This is a genomic window from Peribacillus sp. FSL R5-0717 (assembly GCF_038002945.1).
Lineage (GTDB): Bacteria > Bacillota > Bacilli > Bacillales > DSM-1321 > Peribacillus > Peribacillus frigoritolerans.
This window is the reverse complement of sequence record NZ_JBBOOF010000001.1, coordinates 5,223,302-5,241,325: the sequence shown is the minus strand read 5'-3', so window position 1 is coordinate 5,241,325 and position 18,024 is coordinate 5,223,302. Positions and strand designations below refer to the sequence as shown.

At 39.5% G+C, this 18,024-nt stretch carries 17 protein-coding genes and 1 pseudogene; 14 read left to right on the top strand and 4 right to left on the bottom strand.

Annotation, left to right across the window (positions count from 1 at the left end; all coding sequences use genetic code 11):
• The first annotated feature begins 3 nt into the window (after positions 1-3).
• The 6 genes from NYE65_RS25100 to NYE65_RS25075 all read left to right on the top strand — a co-directional run bounded on the left by NYE65_RS25100 (position 4) and on the right by NYE65_RS25075 (position 6,564).
• The gene (locus NYE65_RS25100) at positions 4-1,380 is read left to right on the top strand and encodes a sigma-54-dependent transcriptional regulator (RefSeq protein ID WP_340861994.1); all 1,377 of its coding nucleotides are present in this window, start codon (positions 4-6) and stop codon (positions 1,378-1,380) included.
• Between the two features lie 162 nt (positions 1,381-1,542).
• Positions 1,543-2,550 carry a TAXI family TRAP transporter solute-binding subunit gene (locus tag NYE65_RS25095; protein ID WP_106026368.1) on the top strand — a complete coding sequence of 336 codons (1,008 nt, stop codon included), beginning with the start codon at positions 1,543-1,545 and terminating at the stop codon, positions 2,548-2,550.
• Between the two features lie 19 nt (positions 2,551-2,569).
• Entirely contained in the window at positions 2,570-3,670 is a 1,101-nt protein-coding gene (locus tag NYE65_RS25090) for an ABC transporter substrate-binding protein (protein ID WP_340861993.1), read from the top strand.
• Positions 3,671-3,689: 19 nt separating this feature from the next.
• Positions 3,690-4,850 (top strand): ABC transporter ATP-binding protein, encoded by a 1,161-nt coding sequence (locus NYE65_RS25085; RefSeq protein WP_340861992.1) that lies wholly within the window; start codon positions 3,690-3,692, stop codon positions 4,848-4,850.
• On the top strand, positions 4,814-5,758 hold the full coding sequence (locus tag NYE65_RS25080) for an ABC transporter permease (protein WP_340861991.1): 945 nt from the start codon (positions 4,814-4,816) through the stop codon (positions 5,756-5,758). The genes NYE65_RS25085 and NYE65_RS25080 overlap by 37 nt, the downstream gene beginning before the upstream one ends.
• A complete protein-coding gene (locus tag NYE65_RS25075) occupies positions 5,758-6,564 on the top strand; it encodes an ABC transporter permease (RefSeq protein WP_328178164.1) in 807 nt (268 codons plus the stop codon). The genes NYE65_RS25080 and NYE65_RS25075 overlap by 1 nt, the downstream gene beginning before the upstream one ends.
• Before the next feature lie 64 nt (positions 6,565-6,628).
• Here the strand turns inward: NYE65_RS25075 and NYE65_RS25070 are convergent, their stop codons facing one another.
• Positions 6,629-7,270: a hypothetical protein gene (locus NYE65_RS25070; RefSeq protein ID WP_328109413.1), complete on the bottom strand. Its 642-nt coding sequence runs from the start codon at positions 7,268-7,270 to the stop codon at positions 6,629-6,631.
• Positions 7,271-7,379: 109 nt separating this feature from the next.
• On the opposite strand from NYE65_RS25070, the gene NYE65_RS25065 reads away from it, so the two are divergent.
• Entirely contained in the window at positions 7,380-8,786 is a 1,407-nt protein-coding gene (locus NYE65_RS25065) for an FAD-binding oxidoreductase (protein ID WP_328178018.1), read from the top strand.
• A complete protein-coding gene (locus tag NYE65_RS25060) occupies positions 8,783-10,114 on the top strand; it encodes a (Fe-S)-binding protein (RefSeq protein ID WP_340861990.1) in 1,332 nt (443 codons plus the stop codon). The genes NYE65_RS25065 and NYE65_RS25060 overlap by 4 nt, the downstream gene beginning before the upstream one ends.
• Positions 10,115-10,329: 215 nt before the next feature.
• Here NYE65_RS25060 and NYE65_RS25055 read toward each other — a convergent pair whose 3' ends face one another.
• Positions 10,330-10,959 (bottom strand): homoserine/threonine efflux transporter, encoded by a 630-nt coding sequence (locus tag NYE65_RS25055; protein ID WP_268591709.1) that lies wholly within the window; start codon positions 10,957-10,959, stop codon positions 10,330-10,332.
• Between the two features lie 139 nt (positions 10,960-11,098).
• Here NYE65_RS25055 and NYE65_RS25050 point away from each other — a divergent pair, with 139 nt between their 5' ends.
• From NYE65_RS25050 to NYE65_RS25025, 6 genes and pseudogenes are all read left to right on the top strand, one after another.
• Positions 11,099-11,926 (top strand): TrmB family transcriptional regulator, encoded by an 828-nt coding sequence (locus tag NYE65_RS25050; protein ID WP_034306726.1) that lies wholly within the window; start codon positions 11,099-11,101, stop codon positions 11,924-11,926.
• Positions 11,927-12,204: 278 nt separating this feature from the next.
• A complete protein-coding gene (locus NYE65_RS25045) occupies positions 12,205-12,663 on the top strand; it encodes a HEAT repeat domain-containing protein (protein ID WP_340861989.1) in 459 nt (152 codons plus the stop codon).
• Positions 12,664-12,836: 173 nt separating this feature from the next.
• Entirely contained in the window at positions 12,837-13,655 is an 819-nt protein-coding gene (locus NYE65_RS25040; RefSeq protein WP_340861988.1) for a methyltransferase domain-containing protein, read from the top strand.
• A gap of 674 nt (positions 13,656-14,329) precedes the next feature.
• The gene (locus NYE65_RS25035) at positions 14,330-15,025 is read left to right on the top strand and encodes a GntR family transcriptional regulator (protein WP_328178013.1); all 696 of its coding nucleotides are present in this window, start codon (positions 14,330-14,332) and stop codon (positions 15,023-15,025) included.
• Complete coding sequence (locus NYE65_RS25030; RefSeq protein WP_328109420.1) at positions 15,018-15,935, top strand: DMT family transporter; 918 nt, start codon at positions 15,018-15,020, stop codon at positions 15,933-15,935. The genes NYE65_RS25035 and NYE65_RS25030 overlap by 8 nt, the downstream gene beginning before the upstream one ends.
• A 177-nt stretch (positions 15,936-16,112) precedes the next feature.
• Positions 16,113-16,646 (top strand): annotated as a pseudogene (locus NYE65_RS25025) (family 4 glycosyl hydrolase); the annotation flags it as partial.
• A 135-nt stretch (positions 16,647-16,781) separates the two neighbouring features.
• On the opposite strand, the gene NYE65_RS25020 reads toward NYE65_RS25025, so the two are convergent.
• Positions 16,782-16,988 (bottom strand): hypothetical protein, encoded by a 207-nt coding sequence (locus NYE65_RS25020; RefSeq protein WP_328178012.1) that lies wholly within the window; start codon positions 16,986-16,988, stop codon positions 16,782-16,784.
• 575 nt (positions 16,989-17,563) lie between these two features.
• Positions 17,564-17,935 (bottom strand): cyclic-phosphate processing receiver domain-containing protein, encoded by a 372-nt coding sequence (locus tag NYE65_RS25015; protein WP_340861986.1) that lies wholly within the window; start codon positions 17,933-17,935, stop codon positions 17,564-17,566.
• Positions 17,936-18,024: the final 89 nt, after the last annotated feature.

Sequence of the window (18,024 nt, the reverse complement as noted above, 5' to 3'; positions counted from 1 at the left end):
CATATGAAAATGCAAGTATTGGTGATTGATGATGAACCTGCTATTTGCACCGCTCTTAGCTTTGCATTGGAAGATTCTTATGATGTCATGACAACTACAGACCCGGATGAGGGTCTACGGAAAATTGACAATCAGCTCTTTGATATTGTGTTACTTGATTTGAGAATAGGAAATAAAAGTGGACTTGATGTCCTACAGAAAATCAAACAAATATCTCCTAACGTAACAGTCATCATGATGACTGCCTATTCATCCATTGAAACTTCCATTGAGGCCATAAAAAAAGGAGCCTACTACTATATTGAAAAGCCAATTAATATTGAAGAACTTTCTTTGTTGTTGATGAGGGCAGCCGAATTCAAACAGATGTCCAATCAATTGGAGACATTACATGAAGAATTAGAGATTCAAAAGGGATTCGGTAACTTCCTTGGTAACAGCAAGGCGATGCAGCGTATTTTCTCAATGATCGAAAGAGTGAAAGATATTGATTCCAGTGTTCTCATCACGGGAGAAAGTGGTACTGGAAAGGAGCTTGTAGCCCGAAATATCCATACGTTGGGAAGAAGGAAAAACAATCCAATGCAGATCGTCAACTGTGCAGCAATTCCTGAGATGCTGCTGGAATCTGAATTGTTCGGTTATGAAAAGGGAGCATTTTCAGGTGCAACTCAGAGGAAGGAAGGGAAATTCGTTGCTGCTAATGGAGGGATTCTTTTTCTGGATGAAATCAGTGAAATGCCCCTTCCACTTCAAGCCAAATTATTAAGGGTATTGCAGGAACGGGAAGTGACGCCTCTGGGATCCAATACAAAAATCTCATTGGACGTCCGTATTATAAGTGCAGCCAATAAAAACCTGGAACAAATGGTGATGGAAGGGGAATTTAGGGAGGATTTGTTTTTCAGGCTAAATGTCATTCCTATCTCGATGCCGCCACTAAGAGATAGAAAAGAAGATTTACCGATCCTTATGGATTATTTTATAAAAAAACACGCGAAGGATATGAATCGTGAAGAAAAGATGTTCTCGGCAACCGCACGTCGGATTTTACTGGATTATCATTACCCTGGGAATGTCCGGGAGCTTGGAAACATTATAGAATATGCTGTTGCCCTATCAAACTCAAAAAAAATGGAAGAAACCGACTTGCCGCAATATGTTCAAGAACAGAAGTTCATTCTTCAGCCGGATGGCACGGACGACGATTTCAACAGTTTCAGGATTCCCATTGGCATTTCCATGAAAGAGATAGAAGAAAAGGTCATAACGGCCACTCTTCAATATTGTAATAATCATCGGCAAAAAACAGCCCAAATCCTAAAAATTTCTGAAAGGAGCCTTCGTGATAAAATCAAGCTCATTTCAAAAGAAGAATAAAGGGTTCATCGCGTTAACCGGCAATTTTTTCTGGAAAAGCGGAAAAAATTGCCGGTTTATCCTTGTATAACATTCTTGAAATCGGCAGGATTTGCGTTTTAAAGCAGAAAATCGACTTGGCATGGCATTTGCATCTAAATTCATTAAGAAAGGAGGATCACGATGAAAAATGGAGCACTCTTTATAAAAGTCGCTTTGTTATTTTGTTTCATGACAGGATGTTCTTTTATGAATGAGCAGCAGGAAATATCTAAACCTGCTACTACCTTGATCCAGAGGCAACTAACTTCTGAAGGACAGGATTTAAATAACAGGATGTTAATCATTGGAACCGGAGATATGACAGGTGTTTACTTTTCATTGGGACAAAGATTATCAAATATGTATGAAAAATACAACGGGGCTGTGTCAGGTACCCAAGTCACCGATGCTTCCATCGAAAATACTGAATTGGTTAGCCGTCATCGGGCAGAAATTGGTTTTACCTCAGTGGATGTACTGGATTTGCCTGAAACGGATAAATCCAAGTTAAGAGCTTTAACGGCCCTATATTCCAATTATGTTCAAATTGTTTCTACTAAACAAAATGATATTGATTCCTTGGAAGATTTAGTGGGTAAACGCATTAGTGTAGGGACGGCTGGAAGCGGTACAAGGCTTATTGCAGAGCGGATACTGTTAGAATCTGATTTACCGACTGATCAATTGAATTTATCCTATCTTTCTTTTTCTCAATCTGCAGAAGCATTACGAAATGGTACCATTGATGCAGCTTTTTTTTCTTCGGGAATCCCTAATAATGAAATCGCTTTCATATCCAAGCAGACGGAACTAACTTTCATTCCAATACCGGGAGACATCATTGAACGCCTTCAAAAACAATATGGAGTTTATACCCATAATGAAATTCCCAGAGATACATACAGGGGGATGAAAAAAAATGTCCAAACGATTTCAATTAAAAATGTCCTGGTAACCTACAAGGAAATGTCTGATCCTCATGCTTACAATCTTGTGAAAACATTATATGAACATCTGCCTGAACTGCAGCATACACATCCAGCTGCTTCTGATATTTCAATAACGGAAGCAACTAAACAAGTTCCCTTGGATTTTCATCCAGGGGCCGTGAATTATTTCACCGAACAAGGAATTATTGGAAATCAATGAAAAACGGGAGGTAATGATTATGAAAAAGCTGATGAGTCTTTTATCAATAATAGTATTGATCACTCTTGCGGGATGTGGTAATCCTACTCCGCATAAACCGGGGGAATCCGTACAAACGGGTGCTGGTGAAAAAGGAGAGAAAAAAATAACGATAGCCGGTAATGGCGGTGTCATCGAAAGTGCCATCCGAGATGTGATTGCCCCAAAATTCAAAGAAGAAACGGGAATCACGGTTAATTATATTTCCGGTTTATCAGGTGAAATCCTATCCAAAGTGGAATTACAGAAGAATGCTCCGCAAATAGATGTTGCCCTTTTTGTACCGGTTGATGTTATACGCGCTAAGGAGAAGGAACTGATCGTACCAATTGATGAGTCCAATGTTCCCAATATGAAATCGGTGGATTCACGGTTCATTCCGGTTGAAAATGCGGCCGCTCCAGCATTTGGTTTGGTAATTGCACCAGCTTATAATACGGAAACCTTTAAAAAGGAAGGCTTAAAATCAATTGAATCATGGAATGATCTTGTCTCTCCTGATTACGAGGGTAAAACGGCATTTTCAGATATTACGAATGATTGGGGTTTCAATACCCTTAATGGTCTGGCGATTTCAAACGGCGGCAGTACGGAAGACATGGAACCAGGTCTCGAAAAGGCAAAAGATCTTGCAGCGTATTCCAATACATTTTATAAAAACTCAACGCAAATGATGCCAGCGATCCAACAAGGAGCTGCTGACGTAACGGTCATGGGAAGTTATTCCATCGGTGAATTAGCCGTTTCAGGTATTCCGATTAAGATGGCCGTGCCTAAAGAAGGCGTGCCGCTTCAAGCTTTCAGCGCTGGTCTAGTGAAAAATACACCAAATAGCAAAGAAGCCCTAGAATTCATCAACTATGTAATCAGTGAAGAAGCACAAGCATTAATTTCAGAAAAAGGATTTTATCCGACAGTGGAAGGCATGAAAATTCCAGAAAAATATGAAGAGTCAATCGGGCTTAAAGCAGGTGATAAAACATTCAAACCTGATTTCGCCAAGTTTGCCGAGATCCGTGCAGAGTTGTCAGACAGATGGGCGAAAGAGGTTACTCCTGAATTAGGGAAAAAACTCAAATAAAAAGGAGCGTGTTGATCACATGGAAGTATTAAAAAAAGATGTGGAAATTAACAGGCAACACCTGGAGGCAGTTCAGGGGGTTGGCTCAAATAAGAATGATGTAGAGATAAAAGGCGCGTTTAAACAATTTGGAGCGAATGTTGTCCTGAATGGCATTGATTTGGAGGTGAAACAAGGAGAGTTACTCACTCTTCTTGGTCCTTCCGGGTGCGGAAAGTCCACAACCTTAAACCTTATTGCCGGGTTCCTCGATCCGGATCGGGGCGAGGTCCATATTAAAGGCAATAATGTTACGAAGGTTCCGCCTTACAAGCGAGATTTAGGAATGGTTTTTCAAACCTATTCGCTTTTTCCCCATATGACAGTCTATGAAAATCTCAGTTTTGGCTTGAAACTGCGCAAAGTCGGGAAAGCTGAACAAAAAAAGAAGATTAGTAAAGCGCTTGAATTAGTGAAAATGTCAGGATTGGAAAATCGTTATCCAAGGGAATTATCAGGAGGTCAGCGTCAGCGTGTAGCGATTTCAAGGGCACTTGTTGTTGAACCGGAACTCCTTTTGCTTGACGAGCCGCTTTCAAACCTTGATGCAAAGCTGCGTCATGAACTAAGGGCCGAGATTAAGCGTTTACAAAAGGAAATTGGCGTAACAACCATTTTTGTGACTCATGATCAAGAAGAAGCTCTATCCATGTCTGATCGAGTCGTGGTCATGAATGCAGGGAAAATTGAACAAATCAGTACTCCGACTGAAATATACAATCATCCGAAGACAGAGTTCGTTTTTCAATTCATCGGGAAATCGAATTGTTTTGAAGGGAATGTGTCTGCTATCGATAAGCGGAAAGTTGCAGTCAAGATCGGTTCTGATATCACTCATGTCGACACAAATAACGTCATGGGAAATGAAAGTGATCTGAAAACCGGGGATGAGGTAAAACTTTATATTAGACCGGAAAAACTGCAAATTGTTTCTCTCGATGAAAAATCTTCATCTCCATTGGATTTCCATCGTGCCAAGATCAGCCAAATGAACTATCTCGGTACCTCATGGGAAATCAATGTTCTGTTACAGGGGAAAAGTATTCAAGTATTGACTTCCGCTTTCGATTCATCATGGCAAAATGGAAGTGAGGTGTTGATTGGATGGAGCCCATCAGAAGTTATGCTAGTCAAGAAATAGAACAGCAAACGAGTCCTATCGAGCCGCAAAAGAAGCCTAAAAGCAAGAAAAGGAAAGTCTGGGTGCCGGGATTACTTCTTTTAACGCCGATTCTGCTTTTCATATTTGGTTTCTTTGTCATACCGATGTTATACATTTTATATTTAAGCTTCATATCCACAGATAATCTTGGAGGAGCGGAGGCAGTTTATAGCATAAAAAACTATACACAATTATTTTCCGATAGCTATTACTTATCTTCATTATGGCTGACAGTGAAGATCAGTTTATATTCGGTCTTGGTTGCTTTATTTCTAGGATATCCAGTAGCTTTGACAATGGCCAAAAGTTCAGCGCGGATCAGAGGGTACATCACTCTCTTGATCGTGTCACCGCTCTTGGTAAGTATAGTTGTCCGTAATTTTGGCTGGTACCTTTTGCTCTTGCCTAATGGAACGATTAATCAAACCTTGATGGCCCTTGGCATAATAGATGCACCATTGAAACTATTGTTTTCGGAGATGGGAGTTGTGATTGGGCTTTCCAATGCATATCTTCCTTTCATGATCTTATCCATCGTAGCAAGTCTTTATAATATCGATCCTTCTCTTGATAAGGCAGGAGCCATACTTGGGGCAAGCCCATTCAGAAGGTTCTTTTCCATTACATTGCCGCTAAGCATCCCAGGTATCGTATCTGGCTGCATTCTCGTATTCAGTTTGTCAATGAGTGCTTATGTGACACCTGCACTAATGGGGGGAGCCAACGTGCCCGTGATGCCTGTTGTCATCTATGATCAAATTAATAACCTGCTGCATTGGACATTCGGATCTGCTCTTTCTTATATTCTATTAGCAACCACTGTCATATCGGTAACCGTCTTTACCAGAGCGTTTGAAAAAGGGAAATTCAAGGAGGTATTCCGATGATGAAAACGTTTGGCGGCCTTCGGGTTACAGTAGCCGTTTTGGCCATTATCTATATCTTGATCCCGCTCATTGTCGTTATTCCCGCTTCTTTTACAAGTGCCAATTATCCAAGTTTTCCGGCTGAAGGCTTTTCACTGCAATGGTATGCCAAGATCTTGGAGCGCCCTGAATTTTTGGAAGCATTTTTGAACAGTGCGAAGTTCGCAGCATTAGCTGCCCTTTTCTCCGTCATATTCGGTACTTTGGGTGCCCTTGGCATCGCAAAGTATGATATTCCGGGAAAATCGTATATTACGGCCCTTTTAACTTCTCCATTAAGTGTGCCGCAATTAGTCTTAGGGATTGCGCTCTTAATGTACTTTACACCAATGATGCTTGCCGGTACGTCTACAGGATTTTTAATTGCCCATATCGTGATTTGCATACCATATGTCATGAGGCTCGTATTAACCGGTTTAAGTGGATTTGATTATAATCTCGAAAGGGCTGCGGCCATACTTGGAGCCAATCCACTAACGGTATTCATGAAAGTGACACTGCCGCTAATTGGATCCGCGGCCATCTCAGGGGGATTATTCGCATTTTTGACATCATTTGATAATGTAACGGTCTCTCTTTTTATGGTATCACCTGAAATGAGAACGCTGCCGATCGAGATTTTCTCGCAAATGCAGGATGCCTACAATCCAATCGTCGCATCCGTGTCGAGCGTGGTTATTTTCATATCAGTCCTTCTGATTGTCATACTTGAAAAAATTCAAGGTGTAGGCAAAGTTTTTGGCGGTTCGCATCATACAAACGGTTAAAAAACGGTATATATGATGCGACATTCGATCATGCTGGCAAAGTTATGATTTTTTCGAAGAAAACTCATGTGTACATTCCATTCAAATGGGCCAAACACCTTTTCGCAGCCAATAACGGCGCCGTTAGGACAGGGACAGAGGGATTAACCTGCTTTGCGATATGTTCCATACTATATTGTGAAAGCAAAATCACTTCTGTCTTTCCATCCAATTGTTCCACCATCTTTTTAACCCGATCGTCATGTTCCTTTCTTTTTCCTTGTGATAATAAATGGATGATTCCGGGATCGACCAATGACTCGATCATACAGTCCGGATTCTTATTTAATAGGTAATTTTGAAGGGCGATCGGCGTTTCTTTTACGGTGGAAACCAGACCAATGCGAGTATAGCGAAGAGCTTCATCAAGCATGGCCTCATCTGAACGAAATAACTTTACAGAGTATAAAGGCTGTAAAATTACAGTGATGTCATTAAAGGCCGAGCAAGTAAGTTGGATGCATGAAACATCAGAATCACAAGCTAAATTCACTAATGCAGAAAAGCGGCGGATGATTTCAGGAGTTAACTTGCCGCTCTTTTCCATCAAGGAGAGAAGAGACGTGTCCATGAAATGAAGGAGTTCAATGTTCGGTGCAACGGTCTGAAAGGCAATTTCAATTGGTTTTAGTGCAGTTGTGGTTGCATGAATCAGTGCGATTTTCAAAAAAAACCTCCTTTTCTTTCATCATTATATCTAGCAGAATCCTAAAATGCCATTATATTACATACGGGTAGAACTTACCATATTTCTATTAAGAAAGGAAGTGGGAAGCATGGAGAATGAAGTCTTGGTCGATCTTCGACAGGTAATTCCAGGTGACAGAATGTTTCTTGATTTGGCAGAAAGGTATTGTTATAGCTATGACGCTTCTTTTGGGGAATATTTACCCGAAATCGTCATCCAGCCCAAAAACGCGGAGGAAATCAGTGAAGTGGTTAAATTGGCTAATACTCACAAAATACCTGTTTACCCTAGAGGATCAGGAACCTCGCTAAGCGGCGGCCCTTTACCTGTTAAAGGGGGGATGGTTCTTGATATGACCCTTTTGCGGGATAAATTGATCATTGATCGGGAAAATATGCTTGCCATAGTCTCTCCAGGGGTGATTACGGCAGATATTCATAAAAAGGCTGAAGAAGCTGGCTTATTCTACCCGCCGGATCCAAGCAGTTCCAATGTAGCCACTATAGGCGGGAATCTATTAGAAAACTCCAGCGGGCCAAAGGGATTGAAATACGGAACGACAAAAGAATACGTGATAGGTCTGGAGGTGGTCACCCCGACGGGAGAAATCATTCGTACTGGCGGAAAGACCGTAAAAAATGTAACTGGGTATGATTTGACCCGATTGATCGTAGGATCGGAAGGTACTCTGGGCATCGTAACTGAGGCAATCATCCGCTTAATACCAAAACCTCAATCTAAACAAACATTTGTCGCCCACTTCAATCATTTGATAGACTCTGGACATGCCATTACCAGCATTTTATCATCAGGAATTCTACCCTCTGCCCTGGAATTAATGGATAATGCGTGCATCCGTGCTGTTGAAAGCTACCATCCTTCCGGGTTGCCTCTTCAGGCAGAAGCCATTCTGATCATAGAAATAGATGGACACCCATTGGCGATTGAGGAAGAAATCAATAAATGCGCCGATATATGCAGGGCAGAGGGTGCTTCCTACGTCAAGATAGCGGAGACAGAGGAAGAGCGCCAAACGATTTGGAGTGCGCGTAAATTGGTTTCCCCGGCCATTACACAAATGGGTCCTACAAAAATTTCTGAAGACGCGACCGTTCCACGCAGTCAAATACCGGCAATGATGGAGAGATTAAACAATATCCGGGAGAAATACGGGTTGAACTTGGTTGTATTCGGTCATGCAGGGGATGGGAATTTACATCCGAACATCATTACTGATAAACGAAATATTACGGAAATGAAAAAAGTGGAGCTTGCTGTCAGTGAAATTTTTGAAGCGGCAATCGAATTAGGCGGAACACTTTCAGGGGAACATGGAATCGGTACTTTAAAGTCACCATATATGGAAATGGAATTAGGAATTACTGGAGTGAATATGATGAAAAAAATTAAAGAAGCATGGGATCCCAATAATATCCTGAATCCAGGGAAGATTTTTCCTGATAAGGGACAGACAAGGGTCGTGTTGGTTCCATGAATCTACCCGCCAAACCGGATGAGTCAAATGCTGCGGTCCAAAATTTATATTCAGATGCCTATGATTGGACAAACCAATGCGTAAAATGCGGATACTGTTTACCGGCATGCCCTACATATGAATCAATGGGTGTGGAATCCGCCTCTCCACGCGGTCGTATCAATCTAGTGAAAATGGCAGCCGAAGGAAAAATAGATTTCCAAAAAGATTTAGCTGAACCAATCGACTTATGCTTAGGCTGTCGTGCTTGTGAAACAGCATGTCCTGTTGGTGTGCCATACGGACATATACTGGAAGCGGCTAAAGAAGCCATTGAAAACTCCCCGTCAGCAAACCAAAAAAACAAAATGACAAGATTCAAAAAACTGGCATTGGTTCATCTTTTTCCATATCCAAAACGAATGAACAGGATGGGAAGTGCAGTTCAGCTCTATCAAAAAACCGGCTTATCCAAGCTTATCCGTTCATCAAATATATTGCAGAAGGTTTCCCCTGCCCTTGCACATTTAGAACAGGCACTTCCAGTCATCGAGACTTCTTCCAAACGTATCCGACCAGGTACGATTATGCCGGCAAAAGGGGAAACGAAACTAAAAGTGGCATTTTTTACTGGGTGTATCATGGATTCCATGATGTCACGAATTAACCGTCTTTCCATTGAGCTGCTTACCATAGCAGGGTGTGAGGTCATTCTCCCTGAAAATCAGAATTGCTGCGGTGCACTGCATTCCCATCAAGGTGAAACAAAACAAGCGAAAGCATTGGCAAAGAGGAATATCCAAACCTTCATGCAAACGGATGCTGATGTAATCGTAAATAACGCAGGAGGCTGCGGTGCTTCGCTTCTTGAATATGGACATCTATTGGCAGAGGATCAAGAATGGGCTGCGGCGGCAAGGGCTTTCTCGGAAAAATCAAAAGATATCAGTCAAATTCTTCATCAATTGGGGCCGCTACCCTTCACTGAAGGATGGCAAGGCATCGTTTCCTATCAAGATTCATGTCATTTACGCAATGTACAAAAGGTCCAAAAGGAACCTCGTTTATTATTGCAATCCATACCAGGAGTTTCCTATGTCGAAATGGAAGGCTTTGACCGTTGCTGTGCATCTGGAGGCATTTACAATCTTCTCCACTTTGATGAATCCATGAAAATTCTTGATGAGAAAATGAAGAATCTTAACGAAACGAAAGCAACTACCATTGTTACGGTTAACCCAGGATGCCAAATGCAAATGAGCATTGGCATCCAAAGGGAGGGAGCGGCGAACCAAATGAAAAGTTTGCACCTTGTTGAAGTACTTGCCAAGGCTTGCGGCTTGGACTGACAAAAAGGGATACTTCAAACTTCATAGGACATTACTTCGTCAGTATTTCCTGCACTTATGGGAAAATACTGACGTTTTTGTTTTAAATGATGAAGACGGAAAAATCTTTGCAGTCAATAATGCAGTGCCATATGTATAATTAAAAAGATATCGGTGCCGGTTCGTAAATGAAAAAAACCGTTCAATTATCTGAACGGAATGTGTGAGTAAATAATTTAAATTCCTGTTTTTATCCCAAAACCGATTAAAATTAAGCCAGTTGATTTTTGGAATGCTTTCTGGAATTTGGAATTGTTCATCCATTTTTTTGCGTAATCAATTAGATAAACAAGAAATAGAAACCACAGAACAGCGAGCAAGGTTAAGATGAAGGCTAATATAATCAATTGCTGGTTTACATTTCCATTCAAATTGATAAATTGTGGCATGATTGTTATATAAACTAAAACGGTCTTTGGATTAAGAATATTATTCAGTAATGCTTGCATGAAGGAATCTTTATTGTGCCGGTTTGAATACTTAACAGGTGTATTTGCTTGTGCTTGAATGTCTTTTAAGGAAAAAACGCTTTTAGCAAAAAAACTTTTTATCCCTAAGTAAATTAAGTAGGCGGCTCCCAAATATTTGATTGTACTGAAAAGAATCACAGACTTTGCAATGACAACAGATAGTCCAAGAATGGCTATAAGCGTCCAAAAAGAAAGTCCCGTTGCCATTCCGAGAACGGTATAGCGTCCCGCTTTCGGACCATGACTAAGCGTGTTTTTCACTAAGAGCATTGTATCTGCTCCCGGTATAATAACCATCATTGCCACTATTGATATGTATGTAAGTAAGCTGTCCAAACTAATTCCCCCTCCCGTTTTCATAGTGGTTACTAAAGTAACTACTTAGTAAGTATATTAGATGAAAATGGAAAACGTCAACAGATTTTGCTAAAATATTAGTTACAAAGGTAGCGACTACGGTTGTGTTGGAGGGTTTATGAAAGAAACCATTTTAGAAACATTAAAAAATCTGAATTTCACCGAATATGAAGCGAAAGCATATCTTGCCTTATTGGAAGAATCGCCATTAACAGGCTATGCAGTAGCAAAAAACTCCGGTGTACCACGTTCAAGAATATATGAAATTCTGGATAGTCTCGCCATACGCGGAGATATTCTGGTCAGTCCTGGAAACACACCACAGTATACTCCTGTTCCTGCAAAGGAGCTAATAAAAAACCGTCGGATGAAAGCGGAAGAGAATTTTGAACTGGCAGAAAAATCATTAGCGGAGTTCGAACGGTCTGCAAATGATCGTGAAAATATCTGGAATATCATGGGGCGCAATGAAATACTCGATAAGGTTAAAGCTTGTATATTATCTGCTAAAAAAAGAATACTCTTAGAGATTTGGGAAGACGAATTCGAAGAATTAGAACCTGAACTAAGACAGGCCGCAAATGGTGGGGTCAATGTAACAATTATTGCCTATGGGGAAATCGTCTGTGATTTTGCAAATGTTTACCTCCATTATATGGGTTATGAAATTACAGAAGAGTATGGTGGACGATGGCTTGTTATCAGTGGCGATGATTCTGAAGTAGTCGCAGGTATAGTCTCTCTTGGTAAAGATAGCCGTGCAGCATGGACCATGCATGTAGGTTTAGTGATGCCCATTACAGAAGTCATGATTCATGATTTGTATCTCATGGAAATCATGGAGAAACATAGGGAACTTTTAGAAGAAAGTTTTGGTGTAAACCTCGTCAATTTACGTAAAAAGTTTTCTATTCATCCAGATAATAAAAAACATTACGTGGACTAGATTTGTTCATGTTCAATAAAAAAAAGCATCCTTCAAAGCGGCATGAATCCAGGCAGGATTTATGCCTTTTAAAGTTGAAGTTGATAGGCGCAGGTAAATTGAAGACAAACAAAGCATCTCGTCCCCGGAACCCGGGTGATTGACTATACGGCAGATAAATTTAACTATATTAAAATATGGAAAAGGGTATAATAAAGAATGGAATAAGCCATTTTGGTAATGGGAATATCATATCGGATTACATGTTTGATATCCGGATCACTAAGACAGAAGGAGAAATGATTCATTTGAATAACAAGGAAACAACGGGTATCGAGTTACCTGCCAACTATGAGGAATTAAAAAAATCTGCCAATCGCAAATCTAATTGGAGAGAACGTTTAGATGCAATCGAAGAATTAGGTCAAGCAAAAAATAAACAAGTAATCGACATTCTCATACATATCATGAATAATGATTCTGTATATAAAGTTCAAGAGGCAGCCTACCGTCAATTGAAAAGTTTAGGCGAAGATGTGCAATTGCTGCCCGCAAGGAAAAAGGGCGAGTTGATCAAAGGTTTGACCAAAATCTTAGTGAGGATCAAGAAGAGTTTACCTGAAAATCACACATATCACGAATTCAAAGACAAACTCCAGAAGATGAGAATGGATATATATGATACATATGAGGGTGAAAAAGGAGCAGACTTTGATAAATGGCTTGAAAATACGTGGTCAACTTTATCGAAAAGATAAAAGTTTTTAGAAAAATACGCAATATGGATATAGGAGCAAAGTTTTTGCTTCTTTTTCTTATGTGTAAAACAAAGTTTTAGCTATGGTATGCTAATATATTTAAAAGAGGAAGTATTTGGCTGTTTGCTTTAATTTGAAAACCGATAACTACATACGAATTCAGGGGAGAAAAGATGACAGATTATATTGAACTTTGGAAACAGGCAATGACAGATCATACAGGGAAGATACCTAACAGGCTAAAAGATGATGCTGCAGAAGAAGCTTTTTGGGCTTCCAAGGTTGCAGCGAAAAAACAACATAAAGCGGACCCTTATGCAAAAATTGTGCAGCAAGAGTTATTGGCATTATTAAAACAGGATGATCATGTTTTGGAAATCGGCCCTGGATGGGGCAATTATACATTTGATATTGCAAAAGAAGTCAGGAAGCTAACTTGTATAGATAGTTCCAAAAGCATTATCAATTTTTTGGAATCCCAGGCAAACGAAAAAGGTTTGGAAAACATGGAGTTAATTCATGATAAGTGGGAAAGTGATAACAAAAAAGTCAAATATGATGTAGTTTTTGGTTTTAATTGTTATTACCGAATGAGTGAAATCGGTCATACCTTATTAAAAATGAATGATTCTGCAGCTCGTTTAGCGATAGTAGGTATGACAACCGGACCAGAAAAACCTCATTACATGGAATTGAAGCAACGAGGATATACGATTAATTTAAGAAGACGGGATTACATACACATCTTGAATGTTTTGTATCAACTTGGAATACTGGCGGACTGTAAGATCGTTAAATTGAAAAGTAAAAAAATCTATTCCACCTATGAAGAAGCAATCCTAGATAATACAACAAAAATTCTTGATGAACATTTTTCCTATGATGAAGTAAAAACGATCCTAAATAAATATGTGGTGGAAAAAGAGGGAGTTTTCGAATACGAATATCCGTTTCATGCAGCTTTGATGTATTGGAATCCAAGGTTAAATTAACAATTTTAGTACCTTTTTCTCTGGCCCTTCAGGAAAAAGGTATTTTTTCGGTTGGATATTCGCAAAATAATAGTAACAAGGTTACAAATATGATGAAAAAACGGAGTGTGAATGATAAATGAAAGAAATATCCGAAAAGAGATTTTGTGAAACTTGTAAAAAAGAAACAGTTCATACAGTAACTGAAGATGCATTGGAAATAGAATATTCATGTAATGAGTGCGGTAAGCACCAAGATATTTTCAAGACATTTTTTTAGATACACAAATTTCACTTGAAAATGGTCAGTAAAGTGAAGAAGTATACAAATCACTCGCGAAAAATATCCAATATTTGTTAATCCTGAAAGCAATAAACTACAAATGCCGTTAGTCTCAATCTAATGTACTAGGAATTTTAAAATACATACAATGGTATACAAAAAAAATAGAACTTTCTTTTTAATCAGTGAATCGTTGTAAATTTAAAGCTCGAGGACTCATGATAGAAGGATTTCTTTCACCATCGTAAAGAAGTGTTTTTACTAAGGAAGGATTCCCTTTTATTATGTGAAAAGATACTTGATGTTTTATTAAAGGACCCAGATTTAAAATGTTCTATAATTTCTTCCAACGGAATGCAATATGTGATATATTGCATATTATAAATACCTGTATTTTAAGGAGGTAAAGCCGTTGAAGCATTCAAATTCTTCACAAAAAATTAAACGTACGTCTGTACGTGAAGAAGCATACATGATATTGCGGGATTGGATTGTCCAGGGGATCCTGTCGCCAGGCCAACAATTACGCGACAAAGAATTAGCCGAACAATTGGGAGTAAGCAGAACCCCTATTAGAGAAGCACTTTTAAGGCTTGAGGATGAGGGATTTGTCGAGACCAAGCCGAGCCGTTCAACTATTGTTTCCCCCATTCGATTCGAAGGGGGATTAAACATATATTCCCTTGTTTGGACACTGGAAAAGCTGGCTATGGAACAGGCTTTTGATTTCATTGAAGAAAAACACTTAATGGAAATGGAAGCCATCAATCATGAAGTTAAAAACGCAATCGACGAGGGAAATCAAATAGTGGCCGTCCAGAAAGATAATGACTTTCATTCCATTTACATCAATCTTTCAACAAATGATGAGTTGAAGCGGATTCTATCGGGACTCAAACAAAAACTTATACGAATGGAACTGTTTTATTTCAATCAGGTAAGTGATGTTCACTTTTCCGTTGATGAGCATGACCAGATCATACAGGCAATTAGGGGTGGAAATCTCACAATGGTGCTTAAGGAGATAGAAAAGAATTGGAAAGAAAGTTACTTTAGAATACAAGCCCATACGGAACGTGTAAAAAGTGGAAAAGAAAAAAATGAATAATGATACTTTAGTTGCTATATCACCTTCAAGAAATAAAGGGATTGCACTGGTACTGACTGGCGCTGCGTTATGGGGAGTGTCAGGAACGGCAGCTCAATATCTATTTCATCAGCAAGGTTTCAGTCCTGAGTGGCTCACTGTTGTACGCTTGTTGCTTTCTGGAATCATCTTATTGGGGGTCGCTTATAAGAATGAAAGACTGAAAGTTTTTGAGATTTGGAAAACTAAAAATGATGCGCTTCAAATTATCCTTTTTGCCATTCTGGGCATGCTCGCTGTTCAATACACATATTTTGCAGCAATTGAACATGGCAACGCAGCCACTGCCACTGTCCTTCAATACTTGGCCCCGGCACTGATCACTTGTTATTTAGCCATTCGTTCCAAACGTTTTCCAAGCATTACGGTGAGCGTAGCTGTGATCATAGCGATTTTAGGAACTTTTTTGCTTGTGACGGGAGGAAGCATACGTACACTCTCCATTTCCGGGTGGGCAGTATTTTGGGGAGTAACATCAGCCTTTGCCTTGGCATTCTATACATTGCAGCCTTTTAAACTCCTTTCAAGATGGGGTTCAATGATTGTTGTGGGTTGGGGCATGTTGATTGGAGGCATATGCTTTAGCATGATTCATCCCCCATGGGCATTTGAAGGCAAATGGACGTTATCTTCATTTTCAGCGGTTTTATTCATCATCATTTTCGGTACGATCATTGCTTTTTATTTTTATTTGGAAAGTACAAAATTCATATCTGCTTCAGAGGTAAGCTTATTGGCTTCCGTTGAGCCATTATCCGCAACCTTAATATCCGTTTTCTGGTTGAATGTAACGTTCGGTTTTGCCGAGTGGCTCGGCACACTCTGCATTATAAGCACCATTACGATACTATCCATCGTAAAAAACAAGTAAGGTCATTGTAAACAGGGGAAAATCTGCAGTAGTTTATTTTTACTTGGCGATTAAAACCATAGTCTACCCTGTAAGGGATAGCTCGAACATTAACGAAAGCTTAATTAACATGAGTTATATCCATACACTTCTTTAAAAAGCAATTACACTACATGTGAATTGCTTTTTTTTGTATCGCTTGCCGAAGAAAAGGAATCCTCAGCAACAAATGGGACGAGGGCTGAGGTCGTTCAACAACTGGAAAAAGATTTATTTGAATTGTATACAGATCCTGAATTGAATGTTAAACCGACTCAACTAGAAAAGTGCGGTGGAGCGTATTACAGCGAAGCGGCCTGCAGTCTCATCAATTCGATTTACAATGATAAGCGGGATATTCAGCCAGTCAATACACGTAATAACGGAGCGATAGCGAGTATCCCAGATGAATCAGCAATTGAAATTAAAAACTGTATGATCACCAAAGAAGGCCCCAGACCAATCGCCATAGGCGACCTGCCTGTAGCAGTGCGGGGGTTGGTCCAGCAAATTAAATCATTTGAAAGAATGGCTGCTGAAGCGGCTGTCACAGGAGATTATCATAAAGCTTTGGTAGCGATGACGATAAACCCTTTGGTACCATCAGACACCATCGCCAAAAAAATGCTGGATGAAATGCTCGAAGCGCGTAAAGAAGACCTGCCGCAATTTTTCAATGAAGTGAAATCATGAATTAATTCAATGAATACAGAATGGGCATATTAAATAGCAATTGGCTTTAAGACTAAAATAGATCACCCCTTGTCCGCTTTCAATCAGGGTGTGATCTATTTTATTGACCTGCAATTTATTCAAAAGTTTTATCAATTAAGGCTGTTGTCGAGATGGTCTTACAATAAACTCATTAACGGTAACATCTAGAATCGTTTCCGCTATACGGGCAGGACTAATCGCAAAAGCATCGTATAATTCTTCGAACGGACCTTTCAAGTCTGTATCAGCAATGGTTTGAGTTAATTCTGTTGTGATAGCTCCTGGAGAAACAATCGACACCCGAACAATACTTTCAGCCACGGCTTCCTCTTGACGTAACGTTTCACTATCATATTTACAGCTGCTTTCGTTGCGCTATAAACAGCTCCAATTAAATTTATTGTTTACATCAGGAGGCAGTTAATGCAAAAAAGCACAAAAGATAACTGTTTACCTTTTACAACGGATGACAAAGCCTCAAAGAAGGAAAAATCACCACAGAAAATTGAAAGATCTGGGTGGCTAGATATGTCTTAAGAAACCACCAAAATTAATTAGGCGATAGGGCAGGGGGGAGGATAGTAACTTTAAAATAACATATCTCATATGTGTCGAATCTTTATGTGTACCCGGTATGAACTTCTGCTTGGCGGTACAATGCTATGGAAGTTGGTATATAGATATACGCAGCCAGAAAGAAAAAGTAATTCGATGATCAAGTTGTTCACATGTGGATGATCGCAAAGTGTGCAATGAAAGATATTCGAGCTCTTAAACAAAGTAGAAATACAAAAAGAGCAACTCAGATTAAAGTTGCCCTTTCGATTTACTATTTATCTTACCTACAGTCTAATGTAAAAAAGAAGGGGTAAAATGTAATTGAGATTGAGAAGGGGTTACCGTATATCTATATAATGTTGCAGAACCTTTGACGGGAAGAATTTGAGGGGCAATGGTCGTAAGGATACGATAATGGCAGAGGGCATAGTTAAATTCCGTTGTGCTTGCTTTAAACAGTTGTACATCGCTTTACCGCCTACTGAATTGGCAGAGTGAATAGTAATTCGATTAGCAAATAGTTTTTCTTTCACCATCTCTTGAACAAGCATAAAACCATTCCTGGTTTTATTTAATAAATCATGGTCCAAAGAGAGATGTTCAATATCAAAGTTTTGCAATAGCTCTAAACATTCGTCAATAGTCTCGACTAACACATAGCCATCGGGTGCTTTCCGATAGTCATCCAAAAAAACGCTGATTTTCTTCATTTCCTTCACTCCTTTGCTTATGCAAGTGTGACTAAGAAAAGTCAATTAAAACCAAGAAAATATGGTTTTATCTATTAAGTCTAACACAA